Below are 18,820 nucleotides of genomic sequence, written 5' to 3'. Positions count from 1 at the left end.
TTTAGTTAAATAGATTTGAAAGATTGTAAAAAAAGAAGAAAGGAGTTGCATATCCTTGCGGCATGTGATAGAATTAATTTGCAAGGAACATACGAAGAAGGAAAGGAGAAAAAATGGAAAACACCAATGGGACACAATTAGCCGTTGCGACTGGTTACATAGAAGAGTATTTACGGGAGAAGAGCGTTGCATCTGTTCCAGAGATGAAAAATTATGTAGATAGCCGTATGGGAAAGGAAATCAATCTTAATACCTTTTACAATATTGTTCACAAGATGAAAACGAATGGATTTATTGAAGGAACCAGCAAACGGGGCGAATATTGTTGGCCGAATAAACAGGAGAATAAAGACACAATGGAAGATACATCAGCAAGTAATATTGTGGATAATCAGTTTGAACAGTCCTCTATGGTGAATGAGGATAAGATGAAATATAAGGGATCAGAAACTGTCAGTGCAGAAGAGTTTATCAAACGGGCACTGATGGGACTGAGGATAGCGACAAAATACAATTCCTTTTTGAAGAATGATATAAGTATAGAACCTTGGAGTATTACACCGGAATATGCACAGTGCATAGAATCGATTAAAAAAATTGTTGAAGAATTCCAGAAGATTGATAATATCCTGAAAAAGAATAATTAACATGTTGTATCAGCTAATTAGCTTTTACATAAAACATATGCCAGATGTTATCATCTGGCACATGCTTGAACGGGATAATCATATGTAGCTGATTATACCATACCGACAAATATGAGTATAACATAAATATTATCCTTTTTCAAGCGTGCTTGAAGAAAGGAGATGATAGCATGTATATATTTCGTACATGGACAACCACCAAAGACGGTAGAAGAATTTATGCGCGAGATTATGGAAAAAAAGCATTTCGCATCAAGCTTTGAAATTAATTTATGACAACGAAAGGCGGAAAAGCAGCTATTTCCGCCTTTCGTTGTCTATATGGTGTGGATGAGTGTGAAGATCGGCAAAAGAAGCCGAGTTGCAATTCAGACCCGAAACGGTGATTAAGAGGAGGCGAAAAACATGTTAGAGCAGTTCAAAAACCTGTTAGACCCCAGCACAACTTTAGGGGCATATCTGATAAGCATATTAGCCAGCATTACGATAAGTTTCCTGGCAGGATACCAGGTGTGCAGTAGACGAAACCATAAACAGAAGCAGTCCAATCAGTTCAGAGCATTTTCAAATGAAGGCAATGTGGTACAAAGTAATACAATCACTGGTGAAGAATATGAAAAAGGAAAAGAAGGAAAAGAAAACAAGTCAGTTCAATCAGTTTAAAAGTCTATTTTTCCGAGGAAATGTGAGCCAGAACAACATAAAAAATTTGATTTTGGATGATTCGTCTATGGCATTGAAGGAGATGGCTAAGGAAGCCAGAATTCCAGCGATACAGGTACATCTTGAGAATGAGAGGAATCTGATCGGACGTGAACATCCATTATTTCCTTATTATGACTATCGGATTGTGGATGATGGAAGGCGCGTCTGCCTCGAGAGTCGTCCATTGTCTCCCGAAGCGGTAGAGAAATATCCTCCAAGAGCGCAAATTAGATTTTCACTCCCTGAAAAGTATCGGAAATATGGAACGATGCAGAATTTGATGCAGCATGCGTATGGGGAGCAGACGGAAATCGAGATAAATGTTGTCGAGTTCCGAAAGATGTTGGGAGATACTCCGGATCCAACGGACACGGAGGCCTGGAAGGACTGCGAATGGCGGATTGTTCCTAAAAAATTTCCGCCGCCGCGTCCCTGTTCGCTTGTGCTGGAAGGGAGTACGTATGGTTATGACTACCTGATGCTGGGGATAGAACGGATCAGTGAAGCAGAAATGATTTTTTCCAATCATACTCAGGACATTGGGGTGCAGATACAAATAAGATATCAGGTGGAAACGAAAAAGATTAAAGTTTCGGCGTCCTGTACAAGTGAGAGTGTCGATGAAATGTTTCATTTTCTCATGTTCATGAAAGCTGCTCAAAATGGATGTGAAATTATAATCAAACTTTTGGAAGAACAGAAGGAGCTGATTACTGGAAACTTAAACCTTTCTCCGGGGCCGGGGTGGAGTGAAGATTTGCAGTTTATGGAGATGTTAAAAGATATTGAATCTATCTATGGAATCAAGCTGAATTTGTTAAAGAAATTTAGCGAGAAGGATCTGGAAAATATTCAGTTGCTTTATACTGCGAAATCTCAAAGGGGGCTAAGTTGCCGCGTTCATTCTCCAATTAAAATGCAGGCAACTCCGGAACCGGAAATGAAGAATCATATACAGGAAGTTTATGATCAGATAACGATATGTTACCCCACCAATATAGAGATTCAGGATATTGTGATCCCGGAGGTTCGGATCAGCGAAGAGTATAGTCAGTTAAGGCTTTGTAATATTGAAGAGCTGAAGCGGTATATTGAAGACACTGGAAAATGTGGCAAGACCATTGAGTTGGTTTTTGAATCATTAACAGGGGAAATGAAACGTTTAGTTCGTTGGGAATCAGTATAATTGGCATTTATAATATCAGGGAAGGAGGGTTCGGAAAAACAATGCAGGAATATTCGAGAATAACTATCGAGAAATCCTGCAGGTCACATCCTAAAACTAAGAAAAGTACAATTCTCTGGGGTTTAGTGGAACTGTCCTGCAACATGGAATGTGAATCAACAGAAGACGATGTGATAGAATCGGAGCGAATTAGACGAAGAGAAAAGAATCCTGAATTATGGAAGCGTTGGAAGCTCTGGACGAATTTTTGTTTGGATAAAAATGATAGAAGCATGCGATCAGCTGAATGGTTGATTGTATGCTTTTATCATTTTAGTGTTCAAAATGCCGCATGGCTTTCCGCTTAAAACACAGGTCATCACACCGGACGATATGCTGACTGTTGACGCATGATTCAGAGGAGAGTATAATATCGGGAAAAGGGCTTGAAAAATTCTTCAAGTATATGGAGCGTGAAATATGGATAATAAAAAGCTTGTTGAAAATATAAGAAGAATATGCAAAATGCGGAATATCTCTGTGTCGGAGTTGGAGCGCAGCCAGAATTTTAGTCCGGGGTTGATCAGCCGATGGGTCAGGATGAGCCCTTCCTTGGATAAGGTATTGTTGATAGCCCGTTATTTGGGGGTTTCCGTAGATGAACTTGCCGGGAATGCAGCATGTGAGTTAGAGAATGATTTTGTCGGACTTTTAATGCAGATGACAGAGGGGGAGAGCCACGAAATTTATTGGAGACCCTTTGATGAAGAAAACTTCAAGTGTGATTATGCCAGACAGATGCTTGAAGATGAACTGGTGACAGAATATGAGGCATTTGCCTGTAATTTTGAAGATGGGATTTTTCTGCTGTTGAGAGGCACAGAAGACAACGGCGGGGAAATATATCGATTATATATTATACCAGGTGAGGATGAACTGGCAGTGATGGAAGAGGAGTCCGCAGAACGGCTGGAGCCTCTGTGGAACGTGATTGAAGCTGAGTGCAGAGGAAAACAGAGCCGAGAAAAAGCAGATGAATTAAAAGGCCGGTTTATAAAAGCATTTGGTTGTGAGAAAACGCTGTAAGCTGATTGGATACAAGGGTGGGCCGGTATTATGACAAAGCGAAAGAAAAAGGCACATAAATCTGTGAAAACAGATTATGCGAAGGCGCGCCCGAACAAGATGGATGAGGATGCTCATAGTTCCGGAAACGGAGTATATGAGCGGGTCATGGGGCTTGTGAAGGCGGGAAATAATATAGTCTCTGGAGTCCTGCTATTGATTGGCAGTGTTGCAGGGATATATAGTTATATTGTTGGTCACAAGATGATCGCCGGGTGCGTCATATCGTTGGTATTAGCTGTTATATTGGGGATGGTCCTGGCAGCTAAGTGGAAACAGAGTGCGGCTACATGCATTTTAGCAGCCATACTCTGTTTTGGTGTGCTAACAACAGCATCGTTGGCAGCAGGCGGGCATGTGCGGTTTCAGGGTAAGAATGCTGATGAGCCTTATCAGGGAGAATCTGGCAATCATGAACTGCAAGACAGTAATGCGGAGGCAGATGTAAGTCTTGCTGCCGAAGCAATGCATGAATCTGTAGATTCAACGGAAAGCCCTCAGTCTGCGTCTGAGGTTCCCTTTGAAGCGCAAATTGAATCTCGCGTATGGAGCGAACTCTTAAATGAGATGGGGCGGATTGGAGTTACGGGGACGCAGGAGAATTTTGAGTGTCTATGTGATGCGGTATTGAGAATTATGAACAACTATGTGCCGGATTTTGAATCCAGGGTTTGGCGTAGTGCGAATTACGGAAAGCTTGCGAAAAATGTGGATAGGGTACAGCAATTAGATCAAGGTACGGTGAATTGGGAAGCGCGTAAGGAGATCTGCTTCTGTCGGAAGGAAAACTTTAGGATTGAACCGGCTATGAATAATGCACATGCGATGGGACAGTCTGGTTTGGATTGTCTTTTTGAGATTGGGAAAGAAAACGTACAGAGAAAGGTAGGTGAGAAGTCAGATATATATACGATAGAAAATATTGTATTATATGGAGGAATTGCTATTGATGGATTTGCTGGATTCTGGCATTTGGCAAAGGAGAAAAAAGAATACGGCGGTGACAGCTATTTTTTAGGAGAGGCATTTCATCACCTGGGGGATGCCAGGGAACTGACAACAGAACCCTTTTCGATTTGCCATCTGATTTTGGCTGCTGTTTTCTACAAACAGGAGGTAGCCGAAGATGATATATACCTGAAGGGGCTGGCATCCGATGAACAGTATAAAGCCTGTAAGAATATTGCGATTGTCTTCGATAAACTTGATAATAAAATGGAACCGGAAGATCCTTATTTCCTTCAGCAGGCTGATAAATACTATACTTATGCATTGCATAACAGTAATTTAACGAGTAGGGACAGAGAAAAATTAGAACAGTATTCCAGCACGGTTGAAGAGAAAAAAAGAATGCGGGGGATTCCGCTGGTTCCACAAATAAGCTGATTGACGTGGAAGCGAATGCCTGTTTTACCAGAGACAGAGTAGCTCTATAAGACAGCATATCAAAGCTATAATTTAGATATGATATGTGGTGAATGTGGTTGGTGTGTAGTAAGTGCCAGATATTAGGGTGGCTGGTATTTAACTACCATTTGCCTCATAATGAGTACAGCTAGATGCAAGCATTTTACTCCCGAATCTCTTTTATGTTTGGATAGATGTTGGCATTTTACTACATAATTATGGAGGTGTTTCGAACAATATCTATTTACAATGCCAGAGTACCGGTCGACCAGCAGTATCAGCTGATCATGGGATCCATCCAGGTACTTTTTACATCTGGGTAAGCCGCCTGAAAAAGAAGGCTTGCCATGATATACCGGATACGGTTTCCAGGGAAAATCTTAGTCCTTCTGCTATGCAGGAAGTGGTCAGGCTGGACCCTGGTTCAAAAACAGACAGCAATCCAGGCAGCGTGCTGTCTGTTGGTACGATTCAAGCAATACCGGCATAGTCTCAATGTTCCCATGGATGTTATCGTTGACCACGAAAAAACTCGGAAGCCCAGGCCATCATCTGGCGTCAGTTAGACTGGTTGCTCAGCGGGCTTGTCGAACAGCCCAAAGCGATCCAGGCCTGACAAAGATCCGTTGTGAAATTGCTAAATTTTTCGGGTTGTTTCTCATTCAGGGTCGTGGATAACAAATCCGTGTTTGGGGATTTTGCGGATAAGTTTCCGAAAATCCACAGTTTAGCCTGATATGCCGCAGATCCAAAGGCTTATTCTGTGGCTGAAAGCCCATTTTCTGGCGCTGATCCGACAATCCCGGTAAGTTATCCACCGTCATTATGATGGGACTGCACTATGGCAGGATTCGCTTTTTTTATGATTTCTTTAGAAATACCAGTAATAAGAAAAAGGAATGCAAGTCCATAACACCCAGCGCTAAGGATATCCAGCTCAGGGAACTGAAGGATACGATCGTATAACTGAATACGACCATCCGTATCCAAAACGACCTGATTCTGTCTCTGCAGCGGGTGCTGGAAGAACGCAATACCAGGGATGATGAAAAGGACCGGAATTCGTTGAACTGAATACCGGTAAGAAGAAACGTAAGCTCAAAGCGAGTTAGGACGGGATGTTTGCGAATCTTTCAGTCCACCTCCACATGACAGCAAGTAAAGGAGGAAAATATAGCAGGGAATCTGATCTTGTTTGCCCATTACATAGACCGTGAAACGTACCGGGAACCATATCGGAAGCTTCTTGATGAGGTGACGGCAAGCGGCATTATGAAGAACCGGGTACATATTGGGACGTTGCACTCAGGGTATGTGGCTCTGGAATCTTATCGGATCTATGAGGAGGGGCAGGTTTCAGAGTTTATGAAAAACATGCTGTTTGCCGCGGCGGAGATAGGAACACCGGAGGATCAAAAGCTTGATGAGGAAATTGGCTTGAAATTGAGGGACGATCCGGAAGGGACTGGAGAAAAATATCTTGAGGACTTGTACCGGTCAGAACAGATGTATGGAATGGCTCAGAAGTAGATGTATCGGGAGTTTGACCGGTATTATAAAGAGAAATATGAGGGTGGTAAATTGCTGTGGGGGCAGGGCTGTGTGCCGGGACTTGGGAGCAGCAGGAGCAGGGCGGTTATAGATATAAAAATGACGATGGAACTTATCTGACCAACACATGGTTTCAAGAGAACGGGAAGTGGTATTTCTTTGATGAAAATGGCCTGCTGGTTGTGGATTATACTATTGAGGGCTACCAGGTAGGCGCTGACGGTGCAGAGATCTCAGGTGCGGCTGCGATTACCAGCCAATATCCGCAGGTATTGATTCCAGCGGTAACACAGCAGGAATCGCAGACAGCGCAGGCAACAGTTGGTGAACAGAAAATTCCGGAAACTACGGCAGCAGCGACGAAGGTTACCTATGTGCTGAATAAGAATACAAAGAAGTTTCATAAACCGAGTTGTTCCAGCGTCAGTGATATGGCGGCAAAGAATCGCCTGGATTCCGGAAGCAGCCGGGATGAAGTGATTGCGCAGGGGTATGTGCCCTGCAAACGGTGCAAGCCATAATTTTGATATGATATAGTGATGGATGTGATCGGCGTGTATCATCTTGAACAGATGTTACATGCCGATTTATGATATTGGGCATATATGGAATACCGTATCCTAATTATCGCCAGATTCGCTACTGTGAAATCCGCTGGAGGTTATGTGAAGCTTGAAGGTGCATTAAAGGAAAGATGGGAAAAATGCCAAAGTGATTTTGACATGATTAGAATTGTATATATCTCATAAAAATAATATGTTTTTTTAGATAGCATTTACCTTGAATCTATTATAAAATGAAGCCATGCTATTATTCTGAAAACAAAAGTGTCTTGATTTTTTCAAAAAAGGCATTAAAAACGAATGAAGAAGGGAAGAAGACAATATGATGATTCGCAGCTTTTTACCTGTTGGCCAGGGGGCGTTTTACTGTGAGCAGTTTAGTGTAGCCGGGCCTGAAAAGATAAACATTGTCTATGATTGTGGCTCTTTAACGAGTGTATCTTTTGTAGAACATCAAATAAAATATAATTTCCAGGAAGATGAAGTGATCCATGCGGTTTTTCTTTCCCATTTGGATGCGGACCATATAAATGGCTTGCCATATTTATTAAAATATTGTAACGTCAAAAAGATTTTCTTTCCGCTTCTTACTGAAGAAAACAAAACGCTTATGGAATTATATGGACTGGTTCGTGGTATAGACCCGGATGATTTTGCATTTGAATTTTTACATAACCCATATAGCGCACTAGGACGTTTAAATTTAAGGAATTTCCCAACTTTATATCAAGTTCAGGAAAACAATGAAGACAGTTATAATGGAATAGATGCGCAGTCGGTTCCTTCTGGTGAGAATGTTGCGGATCGGATAGGGGCGAATACTGACAGCACAATATTTATTAAAAATGACTGGCTATATATTCCATTTAATTTTCGACGCGAGGATAGAATTAAAACCTTGAAAAAGGAGCTTAGAAATATATTTAAACGAGATATGCATAATGAAGATTTAAAGGAGATATGGAAACGCGGTAATAGCGTTGAAAAAGATAACGTGAAAGTGGCATATAGAAAAGTAAAAGGGGGATTTAATGTTAATTCCATGACACTTTTTTCGGGTGACCAGAAGGGGATTGCGAGTCAGCTTGTTGGAACGACTCCTATATTGCCATATTGCAGACATGGTTTTTACTGTTGTGATGAAAAAAACGGGGGATGTTTGTATACCGGTGATTATAATGCAAATGAGGAAATGAATTGGGAGCAGCTAAGAGTTGCATACGATGAGCATTGGAATCAGATTGGATGCGTACAAATTCCTCACCATGGTTCAAGCGGAAGTTATAACTCTGAATTGGCAAATCTGGATTCATATTTTGTGATTTCTGCAGGGAGTAAGAACAGGTATGGGCATCCTCATGCGATCGTCTTAAAAGATTTATTATTTCATGGGCACTGTCCCTTGGTTGTTACAGAGCACAGCGGAAGTGCAGTACACATTGTAGTAGAGTTATAAAATATTATACATAAAGGAATACCCTCATGGACCCACACAAACACCTGATAATATTCAAATCCCAGGACAAAACAACCGAAATCCAATCCGCCGAGTTCGACCAGAAAACCGGTAAATGGACCATCCGTTTTCACGGAAATCCACAGGAATATCATTGCAATCCGGGGACGGTTGAAGTCTACCAGGACCCGGAGATTTTAAATCCTGATGAATACCGTTTTTTACGCAATGGGAGACCTTTGTACAAGATAAAAGAGGTTTTAAAATTCGGCAGGGAATACCGCTTCTGGTTTGAAAATGGGAGCAGCTTGCTGCTGCATGAGACGGATCTGGAGGTTATCCGTAACTGCTTGACCGGGATTACAGAAAAGCAGGCAATGGAATATTTCCATGTTATTTCTGAGGTAGTGTCATTGAAAACTGAAGAGGGAGAGGCATTACTCAGTAAACAGTTGGAGAATCTGGGATTTATCGGCAGGAATGTTGTGCTCTCCTCCTATCTGAATTCGCAGAAGTATCCGATCCGGACATATGAACCCCGGCCTTTGATCTTTCCATTTGGCTGCAATGAAAGCCAGAAAAAAGCAGTGGAACAGGCTTTCACAAATCAGTTGACTGTGATTGAAGGGCCTCCGGGGACGGGGAAAACACAGACGATTTTGAATATCATAGCCAATGTATTGATCCAGGGGAAAAACGTGGCGGTTGTCTCAAATAATAATTCGGCAACGCTGAATGTGTATGAGAAGCTGAAAAAGAAGGACCTGGATTATTTGTGTGCGTTCCTGGGGAATCGTGAGAACAAAAATGCGTTTGTTGAGAAACAAAAAGCGAGGGTGTTTCAAACTCCAGTTATGACGAAGGAAGCGTGGGAGAAGAGTCTGGGGGAGGCAGACGAAGCACAAAAGGCGCTTAGCAGATACCTTGCCCTGCAGAACGAACAGGCCCAGCTGGAGACGGAGTGCCAGGAATTGGAACTGGAACGGAAGCATTATTATCATTATGTAAAGGAAACCTTTGGTGAGAAAGAGTTTGGAAAAATCCCCTTAAATCTGAGCAGCACGCAGGTGCTGGGTTTAAAGGTATCTCTGGAGGAATATGCGGAAAAATATGGGCGGGAGGCGCTTTCCTGGATACGGAAACTGTGGTTATATATTGGTTTTCATATCCGGAATCGGATGTTTTTAAGCCGCACAATCGGGGAGATTTTGACAGAATTTGAATGGCAATATTATGACCTTAGGATGCATGAGATTGAGGAACGGCAAAAGTTCATTCAAAAGAAACTGGGGACTTTTTCTTTTGATGAAAAGATGGAACAGATGGAGCAACTCTCCATGTTGGTCCTGAAAGAAAAGATGGCGCAAAGATTTGAGGAATATCCGGAGCGGAAATTTTCGCAGGAGGATTTATGGAAGCATCCGGATGATATTTTAAAGCGGTATCCGATTATTTTAAGCACGACGCATTCCATTCGTACCAGCCTTTCAGACACTGTGTATGATTACCTTATTGTGGATGAAGCATCCCAGGTTGATCTGATCACTGGTGTTTTAGCCATGTCATGTGCCCGCAATATGATCGTGGTGGGTGATGAGAAACAGCTGCCTAATGTGATCGCGAGTCGGGACATGGAGAGGATTGCGCTTATTGATGGGAAGTTTACTGTGCCGCCTGGTTTGTGTTATGGAGAACATAGTTTACTGACCTCGATGCGGCAGGTATTTCCAGATGCGGCGCATGTGATTTTGAGAGAACATTATCGATGCCATCCGAGGATTATTAAGTTTTGCAACAAGAAATTTTATCAGGATCAGCTTATTATTATGACCGAGGATCGACAGGAACCGGACGTGCTGAAGGTTTATAAGACGGTTGTGGGAAATCATGCACGGGGCAGGGTCAATCAGCGGCAGATTGATGAGATTAAGGAAGAGATACTGCCGGAACTTTTATCTTGCACGATTGAGGAAAAGGATATCGGTATTATCAGTCCATACCGCGATCAGGCCGATGCAGCAGCCATGGAGGTCTCTGACCAGTTGGCCGTGGACACGGTGCACAAGTTTCAGGGGCGGGAGAAAGAGGCCATTATCATTACCACAGTGGACAATGTAATCACAGAGTTTGCAGACAATCCGAATCTTTTGAATGTGGCGGTTTCCAGGGCGGTGAGCAAACTGCGGCTGGTGATTTCGGGCAATGAACAGAATGAGAATACGAATATCGGAGCGCTGGTCAATTATATTGCTTATGAAAAGGGGGACGTGATACAGGGAACTGTTTTTTCTGTATTTGATCTGCTTTACAGTCAATACCGTGAGGTGCGGGAGGCCTATTTGAAGAATAAGAGGCGGGTTTCACAGATGGAATCAGAAAATCTGTTCTATTATTTTTTGCAGGAACTGTTTTTGCGGGAAAATCTACAGGATTTTGCAGCAGCAGTCCATGTGCCGCTGCGTGAGATCATCAAAGATAAGACCAATCTGGACGAAACGGAAAGGAAGTTTGTACAGAATACCTGGAGTCATGTGGATTTTCTGATCTATCGGAAGGTAGATAAAAAACCGAAGTTGGCTATTGAAGTGGATGGCGCGGCTTTTCATAAAAAGGGCAGTGTGCAAAAAGAAGTCCGGGATAAGATAAAGGATCGAGTTTTTGATAAATGCGGGATGCCGCTTTTGCGGTTGTCAACAACGGGAAGCGGAGAGGCGGAGCGGATTATGGCGATGCTGAAAGGTTAAATTAAATAAAAAATGCTTTAAAAATTCTGAAATATAAATAGATTTTATTCAAATTAGTGTATCCTCTTTTAGCGGATGGTACATGCCGCCTCATTGTATTTGATTTAGATAATCATGAAGAAGATGCAGAAGATAATCTGATGCGCGTGAGCAGTAAGGCGATTGCTGCGGAGTTTTTGGAATTGACATTTGGGAGTTGGGGAGATGATGGTTATAGCGTAGATACTATTGTGATCTAGTATTTGTGATGCCTTGAATGTGTCGGCTTAAAGGGCTGGCAAACAAACCATATATGGCATTGTTAATAATACATAAAAATAATCCGGTTATTTGGCAAGTAATTACACTCTATTTATTATACAATAAAATTATATTTATGAATATATGATAATACGAGATTATCCTTTATAAAAACCAGAAAAGAGGGATTAAGCAAATGATAAATAGTTATATAATCGCTGTCAATAATTCTTATGAATTAATATCCAATTTTATGGTTAACCTCCTTGCGTCTACATCCAATGTGGATGAACTGATTATCATTTTGGATGGTTGCCAAAATCAGCAGACAAATACCTATTTGCAGACATTGTCCGAACAATATAAAAACATAAAACTGCTTTCTTTGCAGGAAAGGAGCGGGTTTGCGGCAGCAAATAACTATGGGGTCAGGCATTCAACCGGTGAAAATCTAATTTTTATGAATAGTGATGTTTTTCCCCAAAAAGATTGTATTTCAATTTTATTAGATAAGCTTAATTCATCTGAACAAATAGGGGCAGTACAACCACTCCTGGTCTATCCGCAGACAAACCGTGTACAAAGCACTGGTCATCTGTTTATTGACTACGAAAGCAGGCAGGTGTTTCATATGCAGGCTCCCCATGCTCCTTCAGTACAAATTTCTGGTAGCCGACAGTCACTTACAATGGCATTGTGTGTTATGAAACGGGAAATTTACGATAAATTTGGAGGGTTGGACGAGTATTATTTTAATTCTCATGAGGGAATGGAATTAACACTCAAAATCACATTAGGAGGGTACGATTGTATCTACTGTCCGCAGGCTGTCGCCTATCATTGCAGTAAAGGATCACGTAAGCATGTTCAGTACGATGAGATAAGACAGAAAACCCATTTTTACACAAAGTGGAAAGCGGAAATTCAAACAGATCTTGCACGTTATTTGGCCATGCAACTGGATCAGGATATGCTTGATGCATCTTATTATGTGATCAACTTTAGCAAATCACGTATCTGGGAGTCTGTGTTGAATCAACTTGAAATTCGATACGAGAATTTTACAGATTCAGATGGGAAATACGACGACAATATAAATCTGTATTATTATTTTCCATATCAGACCCTGCAGTATCCCGGACGATATCTTTTTCTATGTGATGAGATAACTCAGTTGGAAAATAATTATAACTGGGGTTTTCTTCGTGGACAACATAAGGATCTGATTTTTGATACCAATGGAAATGTTGTATATTTTCAGACGCTTAACAGGGAGGAGCCTATCTATGAAAAAACTATTATTTCTGACTAAGCACCTCCGCATAGGCGGTGCAGAAATATCGTTGCTTCGTCTCCTGCGTCAAATAGACCGTACTCAATATGAAATTGAAGTAAAACTGGTATTTCGAGATATCCAATACAATGAGTATTTTCCTGATGATATAAAATTCAGCTGGATTTTTCCTGAGATGACAGAAAAAGCAAAGTCATATGTGCGAGATGACCCTCAAACACTATGCAGGCGTTTTATCTCGGACAGCTATGATATTGTTATTGCTTTCCTGGAAGGATATCCCACTCGGATCCTCAGCTTCTATAACGCACCGAACTTGGTGAAAATTGCATGGATACATACGGATTTTAGAAATAATCATCATAGTATGAATGCATATCATACACTGGAAGAAGAGATGGACACATATAAAAAATTTGATCATATTATGTTCTGTTCTCACGCAGCACAAACCGGTTTCCAACAAATGATTGGCTTAAACCCTGGAATAAATCAAAAAGTATACCTGCCGCTGCCGGACGCAGAGGAACTGAACTTACTCTCTCGGGCTTATCACATAGAGGAATCCGTTCCATATTTTTGTACCATGGCTAGATTGGCTCCGGAAAAAGGGTTGGAAAAAATCCCTTATGCTGCAAATGCTCTAAAAGAAAATGGATACCTTTTTAAATGGCTGATTTTCGGGGATGGACCACTCCGCCAGCAGTTGGAGGATCATATCCACCGACTGCGGCTGGAGAATATCGTCCATTTAAAAGGCATTTGCGAAAATCCATTTCCATATTTAAAAAACAGCATGGCATATGTCTGTACTTCCAGTGGAGAATCCTTAGGACTGTCTGTGGTAGAGGCTCAGATGCTGTCTGTACCTGTTATAGCTTGCGACTCATCTGGAATCAGGGAAGCGCTTAACGGGATACAAACGAATTATCTAGTGCCAAATAGTGTGGAAGGGCTTTTAAGCGGAATACACCAATTTCTTAAAGAGCAGGATCCGTTTACCAGATTCTCGGATCGATCCACCAGCTGACAGAATCCACCATATTTTTAAAGCAAACCGTCACTTGGTTCCTTTCCGGTTCTTTAGGAAGGGAACGGTTGTGACGCACGATATGCTCATAAGAATTGCCGCATTCCTGAATGCTGTTTCCCGCTTGCTCCAGACTGCTTTGTACGGCGTTATAATCTCCTTTTAAATAAGCGAGCAGACCCATGAGGCTATACACCAAAAACACTTCTCTGCCTGCCAGCCGCGCATTGGTGGTAATGATAGCTTCATAAATATTGTTTTCCAGTTCCTCTATGTATGTTTCTTTGTCAGAATCTTTACGTTTCAATTCTTCTTGATAAATAAATACTTTGCAAAAGCATAGTTTGATAATTGCTTTAAAGTACTCACTGTAAAAACGTTCCTCCTTCAGTTTTTCAATGAGTGTTTCTATTTGCATAATCACTCCAGTCACGTCGTGCTGATACAGACACTTCAGGACAATCAAATCCAATTCACATAGCAAAACACGCCGCAGATTAATATCAGGATTTAAAAGTTTTTTACTCTCTTCCATACATTGAATAGCAAGATCCGGATTTTCATACGCCATGCCACGAGCAAAATCAAGCAGCCATTCCCCCCACATTGAGGAGTAGCGATCTGCTTCATCTGTCATCAAAAGCTGTGGATAAAACTCGTAAAAATTTTTAATTTTTTCACGGGCAGACTGATATTGATCTTTCAAAAGATACATGACCATTAAACGATTTTGACAAGTGGAAAGCGCAATATAGGTATCCAGTAAATGTTCCGGTTCTTTTTCACTGACGGTCTGTGATAAAAAACAGAGATCTTTTTCCAACTCAATGGCAAACAACTCATATCCCTGCGTGTTAAAACGCCAAAATCTGCTATTTAAGATTTCTGCACCTGCCATATATCTGGCAATAATGGTTTTCGGCGCTTTATCAAAAATATACTGAAAAACTTTCGAGCCTTTATACTGCAAATCACAATGCATCATACAAATACCGCTGTAAAATAATTGGATCCAGTCTTCTCCGTCTAAAAATTCTTCTTCAGACATAACAAATTCATAGTAGGCTTCGGCATAGAATACAGCGTTCTTGTATTCTCCTGAAAAGTATAATTGATGAAACCTTTTTCGAATTTCCCTGCCATAATCATCATAAATATTTCGATCACATTTTGTTAAAATAGTAAAGGCCTGATCGCTTTCAAAAGGATAATTTCTATCTGGCAGCATCAAAATGCGAATAAGTCTTTGAGCCAATTCATTTGTAAACAGGGCTTTTCCACGAAAATCCAGATAAGCTTTTCTGTATATAGTATGACGTGCAGTTACCTTTCCATTTTTCTGTGCGCAGAACTCACTGCATTTTACATTATCAATCAATGCTGCCTCAAAACCTGCATCTCGTAGGGCCAAATGCGAGATCCCTTCTGCAAAGATATAGATCATATCCATCAATTCCTGCATATCATGTACAGAGGAAAATTTGACAGAATACAGTTTATTGTCTCTACAGATTGTGTTGTACCGATGAATAATTTGAAGCAGGTTATTGCCGGAAGACTCCTGTTTTAGTATCGTTAATATATCGCTGACAAGAATCGGTTTAAGTGGAAATTGCCTTATAACATTGTCCGTCAGCCTCGAATTTTTGATATCTAAATTCTCCCGTATTGAATCCTTTATATCATTAAATGAGAGCTGGTCCAGTTCCCATACAGCCTGAGTATGATAAATAGAAGTATCTGTGTGTATGCCAGATAATACGATAACAGCATTTGTATACTTTTCACTTTGATTCATTATGGTCTTAAAGACTCGTTTCTGGCTCAGGTTTAAATATTGAAGATCATCACATAAGAGAATGCGGCTGACTGTACAATTTTGTGGGTGAATCAGATGTTGAGTTAAATATTTTTTTGAATCCACTGTATGAATAAAATCGCCGGCATCAATGGCGTTCAAACAGCCATTGACCAGTTGATCAATCCATTCTTTGCTAAACAAAACCTGACTTTGTGAATGCAGCAGTTGATCACATAGGTTTTTTATGTCGTTATCATCCATTTCTTCACTCAGATAATTGCCAATTGCGCCAAAATTTAAGTACATAATAATTCTGCATAGACGCACATTGTTGATGTGGACATCATCCAAAAAAGTGATTTTTGTAATATCTCTGTCAGCAAAAAATTCCTGTAAAAGCATATCCAACACATAGCTTTTACCACTTCCGTCAGGCCCCGTCAACCAAATAATACGACTGCGTTCTGATATGTTGCGGTATTTCAAAAATTGATACAAATTGATAAACGTGTCATTTTGTTTTGCATAAACTAATTTCGGTACAAATTTATAATAACAGCGGCAAGGAAAAACATGAGCCAGAGACACTCCATCCGGCAAGTTAACATTCATTGTTATATTGCCATTAAAATTACCAGTTACCTTGATAAGAAATTTTATATTATGAATTCCAGGCGTTATACTACATTTCTTTGGATTAGAATAAGTCGGGGCTTCACTGAATTGGATAGGGGAGTCTGGAGGCAATGTAATCTCAACTATTTCATTAACCACGGATTGAAACATGATATTCAATTGATAGAAATTGCCATACTCCAAGTCTATTGTCTGAAAGGGCATTCTCAGATCTTCATTTTTTTGATTTAGAAATGAAACAAATTCTATACTTACAGCCGGGATTGTCTCTTTGTCTGCGCTTGACAATTGCCGTTTGAAGAACTCTTTATAAATATCTTCATGGTTATACAGCCAATATTCCAACTGCGTTTTTGAAATGAAAATAACTGCAACATTATAATGAAAACTGAACTGATTTACCCGGTCTGTAATCGTATGCGGGATAGTAGTATTGGTAATAAATACTATGACACGAAGCTTACCATTGATAAGTCCAGACACAAAGGTACTGTCAATATCCTGACGTTTCAGTGGTGACAAATTTTTCTTATATTTTGCTTCCGCCCAAATATAATCGCATACTATAGATGTAAAATCCTTATTGCCATCCCATGATCCCGGCGTCTCTTCCCAATTATATTGTGGATACGTTTTTTGGAGATATAGCTTTGCCAATTTTTCAAATGCCATACCAGTTTTTTTATTATTTTTTCCATTTTCATTATATAGAATTTCCCAGTCAATCATAATTTCTCCCGTGGCTTACTATGTTTTTCGGCTGTTAAAAAAGATATTTAAAGGATAATCTCGTATTATCCTTTGTGCTTTCCGGTTTCAGCTAAAAAAAACTTGAATTTATGGGGCATTAAGATTGCAGCCAACCACATTGCATGATACTATAAAATAAATACAAAGGAGGCGCCGCTTATGGGAACACCTACATCGCTCAAGAGCAAAAATGAATACCAAACCATCAAAACAGGGGTCATATATGAACGCGTATATCAGGAATTTCAGGAGTTTACAGAGCAGCTGGAACCAGGGCAGATTGCGTGGCTGAACGACATTTTCTATGAACTCATCGGCAACAGACTGATCAATGAAGGCTACGTGGATGTGAGCCTGTTCCTGGACTATCCGATAGCAAAGCAAGCCCATGCACTGGAGTGGAAACGGAACCTGTCCTGCATATACCAGCTGTTCAGAGCGCGGACGGCAGGAACAGATAAGAGCCAGACAGCGGTGTTTCATGAATTTTGGAAGAAATATTCTGGCTCTGGGGAGCAGCTTTCAAGAAAAGGGCAGGAAGCGGTCATATACTGGTTCTTCACAAAGTATAGTGGGAGACTCCAGAGCCGAAAGGCCCTTCTAGTTGCGATGATAGAACATTTTTGCCCGGAAGATACGGAGCGGGAATGGAAGCTGGCAGGGAATATTTTGAGTAATGTTTTCTGTTGTGAAGTCATTACGGTGTCATCTTTGGAGGAATATGTGGATGTAGTAGCCGGTTTCCAGGCGGAATGCGGAGACGGAAAGCTCTATTACAGGGGACATGCTGATGTGAATTATGATCTGCTTCCGAGTATCAAACGGCAAAAAAACTGGGCAAGGAATGAAGACCGGATGTACCATGAATTGTTAGTTCGGTGTCCCAATGATTTTCGGGACTGCAAGTGTCATCTGGACTATCTTGTGGAGATGCAGCACTATGGATTGCCCACAAGGCTTTTAGATATTACCGAAAGCCCTATGGTGGCGTTGTATTTTGCCTGCTGTGATAGTGTAAAGAAGACAGGAGAGGTTATTTTGTTTCCAGCCAGACAGCATGAGGTGAAGTATTTTCACAGCGATACGGTGGCGGTTTTGGCAGCATTGTCTACCAGGACCTGGGAATACAGGGAAGAGCTGCGTCAAAGTGTGGATGAAGGGGATAAGAAAAAGGCGGAAAAGCTGCTGAAACAGCTTGCCCGGGAGATTAAATCCAAAAATCCAGCTTTTGAGCCGGAGATACATATGGAAGATGTAACGAGGAATCTGTTCGTCAGTCCTGTAAAATCCAACCAGAGAATTGTGAAGCAGGAAGGCGCCTTCATAATCTGCGGGCTGGACACGGAAGATACTGATCAGAATTCATTGCGGGAGCTGCGGATCCGGGAGTATGAGGGGGAAAGTGATCCTGATAAAAAGGGACGGATTGTGGTCTGCGCCGTGGAAAATAAAGGGGACATACTGGAGCAGTTAGATCAGTTTGGAATCAATCAGGCGGCGCTGTTCCCGGAGATTGACCAGGTGACGGGGTATATTAAGCGCAGATATTTATAAAGATAATACTGTTTCTAAGGGCATAGAATCATACTGATTGCGACTCCAACTAAATGGTTAAATAGAGTCGTTAAATATATCCCGGATAATCATGGGACGTCTTAAAATTCATTCCAGTCCGAACTGACTGGCTGAAATTTTAAGACGTCCTA

General features: G+C 41.1%; 13 protein-coding genes. 12 read left to right on the top strand and 1 reads right to left on the bottom strand.

Annotated elements, in window-relative coordinates; genetic code table 11:
• Positions 1-113 precede the first annotated feature (113 nt).
• From AB1I67_RS01230 to AB1I67_RS01180, 11 genes are all read left to right on the top strand, one after another.
• On the top strand, positions 114-647 hold the full coding sequence (locus AB1I67_RS01230; RefSeq protein ID WP_367028002.1) for a hypothetical protein: 534 nt from the start codon (positions 114-116) through the stop codon (positions 645-647).
• A 405-nt stretch (positions 648-1,052) separates the two neighbouring features.
• A complete protein-coding gene (locus tag AB1I67_RS01225; RefSeq protein WP_367028001.1) occupies positions 1,053-1,310 on the top strand; it encodes a hypothetical protein in 258 nt (85 codons plus the stop codon).
• A complete protein-coding gene (locus tag AB1I67_RS01220; RefSeq protein ID WP_367028000.1) occupies positions 1,261-2,538 on the top strand; it encodes an abortive infection system toxin AbiGii family protein in 1,278 nt (425 codons plus the stop codon). Before AB1I67_RS01225 ends, AB1I67_RS01220 begins: the two co-directional genes overlap by 50 nt.
• A gap of 459 nt (positions 2,539-2,997) precedes the next feature.
• The gene (locus AB1I67_RS01215; RefSeq protein ID WP_367027999.1) at positions 2,998-3,603 is read left to right on the top strand and encodes a helix-turn-helix transcriptional regulator; all 606 of its coding nucleotides are present in this window, start codon (positions 2,998-3,000) and stop codon (positions 3,601-3,603) included.
• 30 nt (positions 3,604-3,633) lie between these two features.
• Positions 3,634-5,028 (top strand): hypothetical protein, encoded by a 1,395-nt coding sequence (locus AB1I67_RS01210; RefSeq protein ID WP_367027998.1) that lies wholly within the window; start codon positions 3,634-3,636, stop codon positions 5,026-5,028.
• A gap of 1,212 nt (positions 5,029-6,240) precedes the next feature.
• Positions 6,241-6,579 (top strand): hypothetical protein, encoded by a 339-nt coding sequence (locus tag AB1I67_RS01205; RefSeq protein WP_367027997.1) that lies wholly within the window; start codon positions 6,241-6,243, stop codon positions 6,577-6,579.
• 56 nt (positions 6,580-6,635) lie between these two features.
• Positions 6,636-7,121, top strand: coding sequence for an Ada metal-binding domain-containing protein (locus AB1I67_RS01200; protein WP_367027996.1), 486 nt, complete (start codon positions 6,636-6,638; stop codon positions 7,119-7,121).
• Positions 7,122-7,485: 364 nt separating this feature from the next.
• Positions 7,486-8,619 (top strand): MBL fold metallo-hydrolase, encoded by a 1,134-nt coding sequence (locus tag AB1I67_RS01195; RefSeq protein ID WP_367027995.1) that lies wholly within the window; start codon positions 7,486-7,488, stop codon positions 8,617-8,619.
• A gap of 239 nt (positions 8,620-8,858) precedes the next feature.
• Complete coding sequence (locus AB1I67_RS01190) at positions 8,859-11,363, top strand: AAA domain-containing protein (protein WP_367027994.1); 2,505 nt, start codon at positions 8,859-8,861, stop codon at positions 11,361-11,363.
• Between the two features lie 436 nt (positions 11,364-11,799).
• Positions 11,800-12,915: a glycosyltransferase gene (locus AB1I67_RS01185; protein WP_367027993.1), complete on the top strand. Its 1,116-nt coding sequence runs from the start codon at positions 11,800-11,802 to the stop codon at positions 12,913-12,915.
• Positions 12,890-13,927 carry a glycosyltransferase gene (locus AB1I67_RS01180; protein WP_367027992.1) on the top strand — a complete coding sequence of 346 codons (1,038 nt, stop codon included), beginning with the start codon at positions 12,890-12,892 and terminating at the stop codon, positions 13,925-13,927. The genes AB1I67_RS01185 and AB1I67_RS01180 overlap by 26 nt, the downstream gene beginning before the upstream one ends.
• Here the strand turns inward: AB1I67_RS01180 and AB1I67_RS01175 are convergent.
• Positions 13,896-17,093, bottom strand: a complete 3,198-nt coding sequence (locus AB1I67_RS01175) for a hypothetical protein (RefSeq protein ID WP_367027991.1) — start codon at positions 17,091-17,093, stop codon at positions 13,896-13,898. The two genes, AB1I67_RS01180 and AB1I67_RS01175, sit on opposite strands and share 32 nt — an antisense overlap.
• A gap of 180 nt (positions 17,094-17,273) precedes the next feature.
• Between AB1I67_RS01175 and AB1I67_RS01170 the strand changes: the two genes are divergently transcribed.
• On the top strand, positions 17,274-18,668 hold the full coding sequence (locus AB1I67_RS01170) for an FRG domain-containing protein (RefSeq protein WP_367027990.1): 1,395 nt from the start codon (positions 17,274-17,276) through the stop codon (positions 18,666-18,668).
• Positions 18,669-18,820 lie beyond the last annotated feature (152 nt).

This window comes from Clostridium sp. AN503 (assembly GCF_040719375.1).
Lineage (GTDB): Bacteria > Bacillota > Clostridia > Lachnospirales > Lachnospiraceae > Brotaphodocola.
This window is presented reverse-complemented; position numbering and strand designations above follow the sequence as displayed.

Coding starts and splice junctions, on each gene's coding strand:
- AB1I67_RS01230 (WP_367028002.1), top strand. CDS start 114: ATGGAAAACACCAATGGGACACAATTAGCCGTTGCGACTGGTTACATA.
- AB1I67_RS01225 (WP_367028001.1), top strand. CDS start 1,053: ATGTTAGAGCAGTTCAAAAACCTGTTAGACCCCAGCACAACTTTAGGG.
- AB1I67_RS01220 (WP_367028000.1), top strand. CDS start 1,261: ATGAAAAAGGAAAAGAAGGAAAAGAAAACAAGTCAGTTCAATCAGTTT.
- AB1I67_RS01215 (WP_367027999.1), top strand. CDS start 2,998: ATGGATAATAAAAAGCTTGTTGAAAATATAAGAAGAATATGCAAAATG.
- AB1I67_RS01210 (WP_367027998.1), top strand. CDS start 3,634: ATGACAAAGCGAAAGAAAAAGGCACATAAATCTGTGAAAACAGATTAT.
- AB1I67_RS01195 (WP_367027995.1), top strand. CDS start 7,486: ATGATGATTCGCAGCTTTTTACCTGTTGGCCAGGGGGCGTTTTACTGT.
- AB1I67_RS01185 (WP_367027993.1), top strand. CDS start 11,800: ATGATAAATAGTTATATAATCGCTGTCAATAATTCTTATGAATTAATA.
- AB1I67_RS01180 (WP_367027992.1), top strand. CDS start 12,890: ATGAAAAAACTATTATTTCTGACTAAGCACCTCCGCATAGGCGGTGCA.
- AB1I67_RS01175 (WP_367027991.1), bottom strand. CDS start 17,093: ATGATTGACTGGGAAATTCTATATAATGAAAATGGAAAAAATAATAAA.
- AB1I67_RS01170 (WP_367027990.1), top strand. CDS start 17,274: ATGGGAACACCTACATCGCTCAAGAGCAAAAATGAATACCAAACCATC.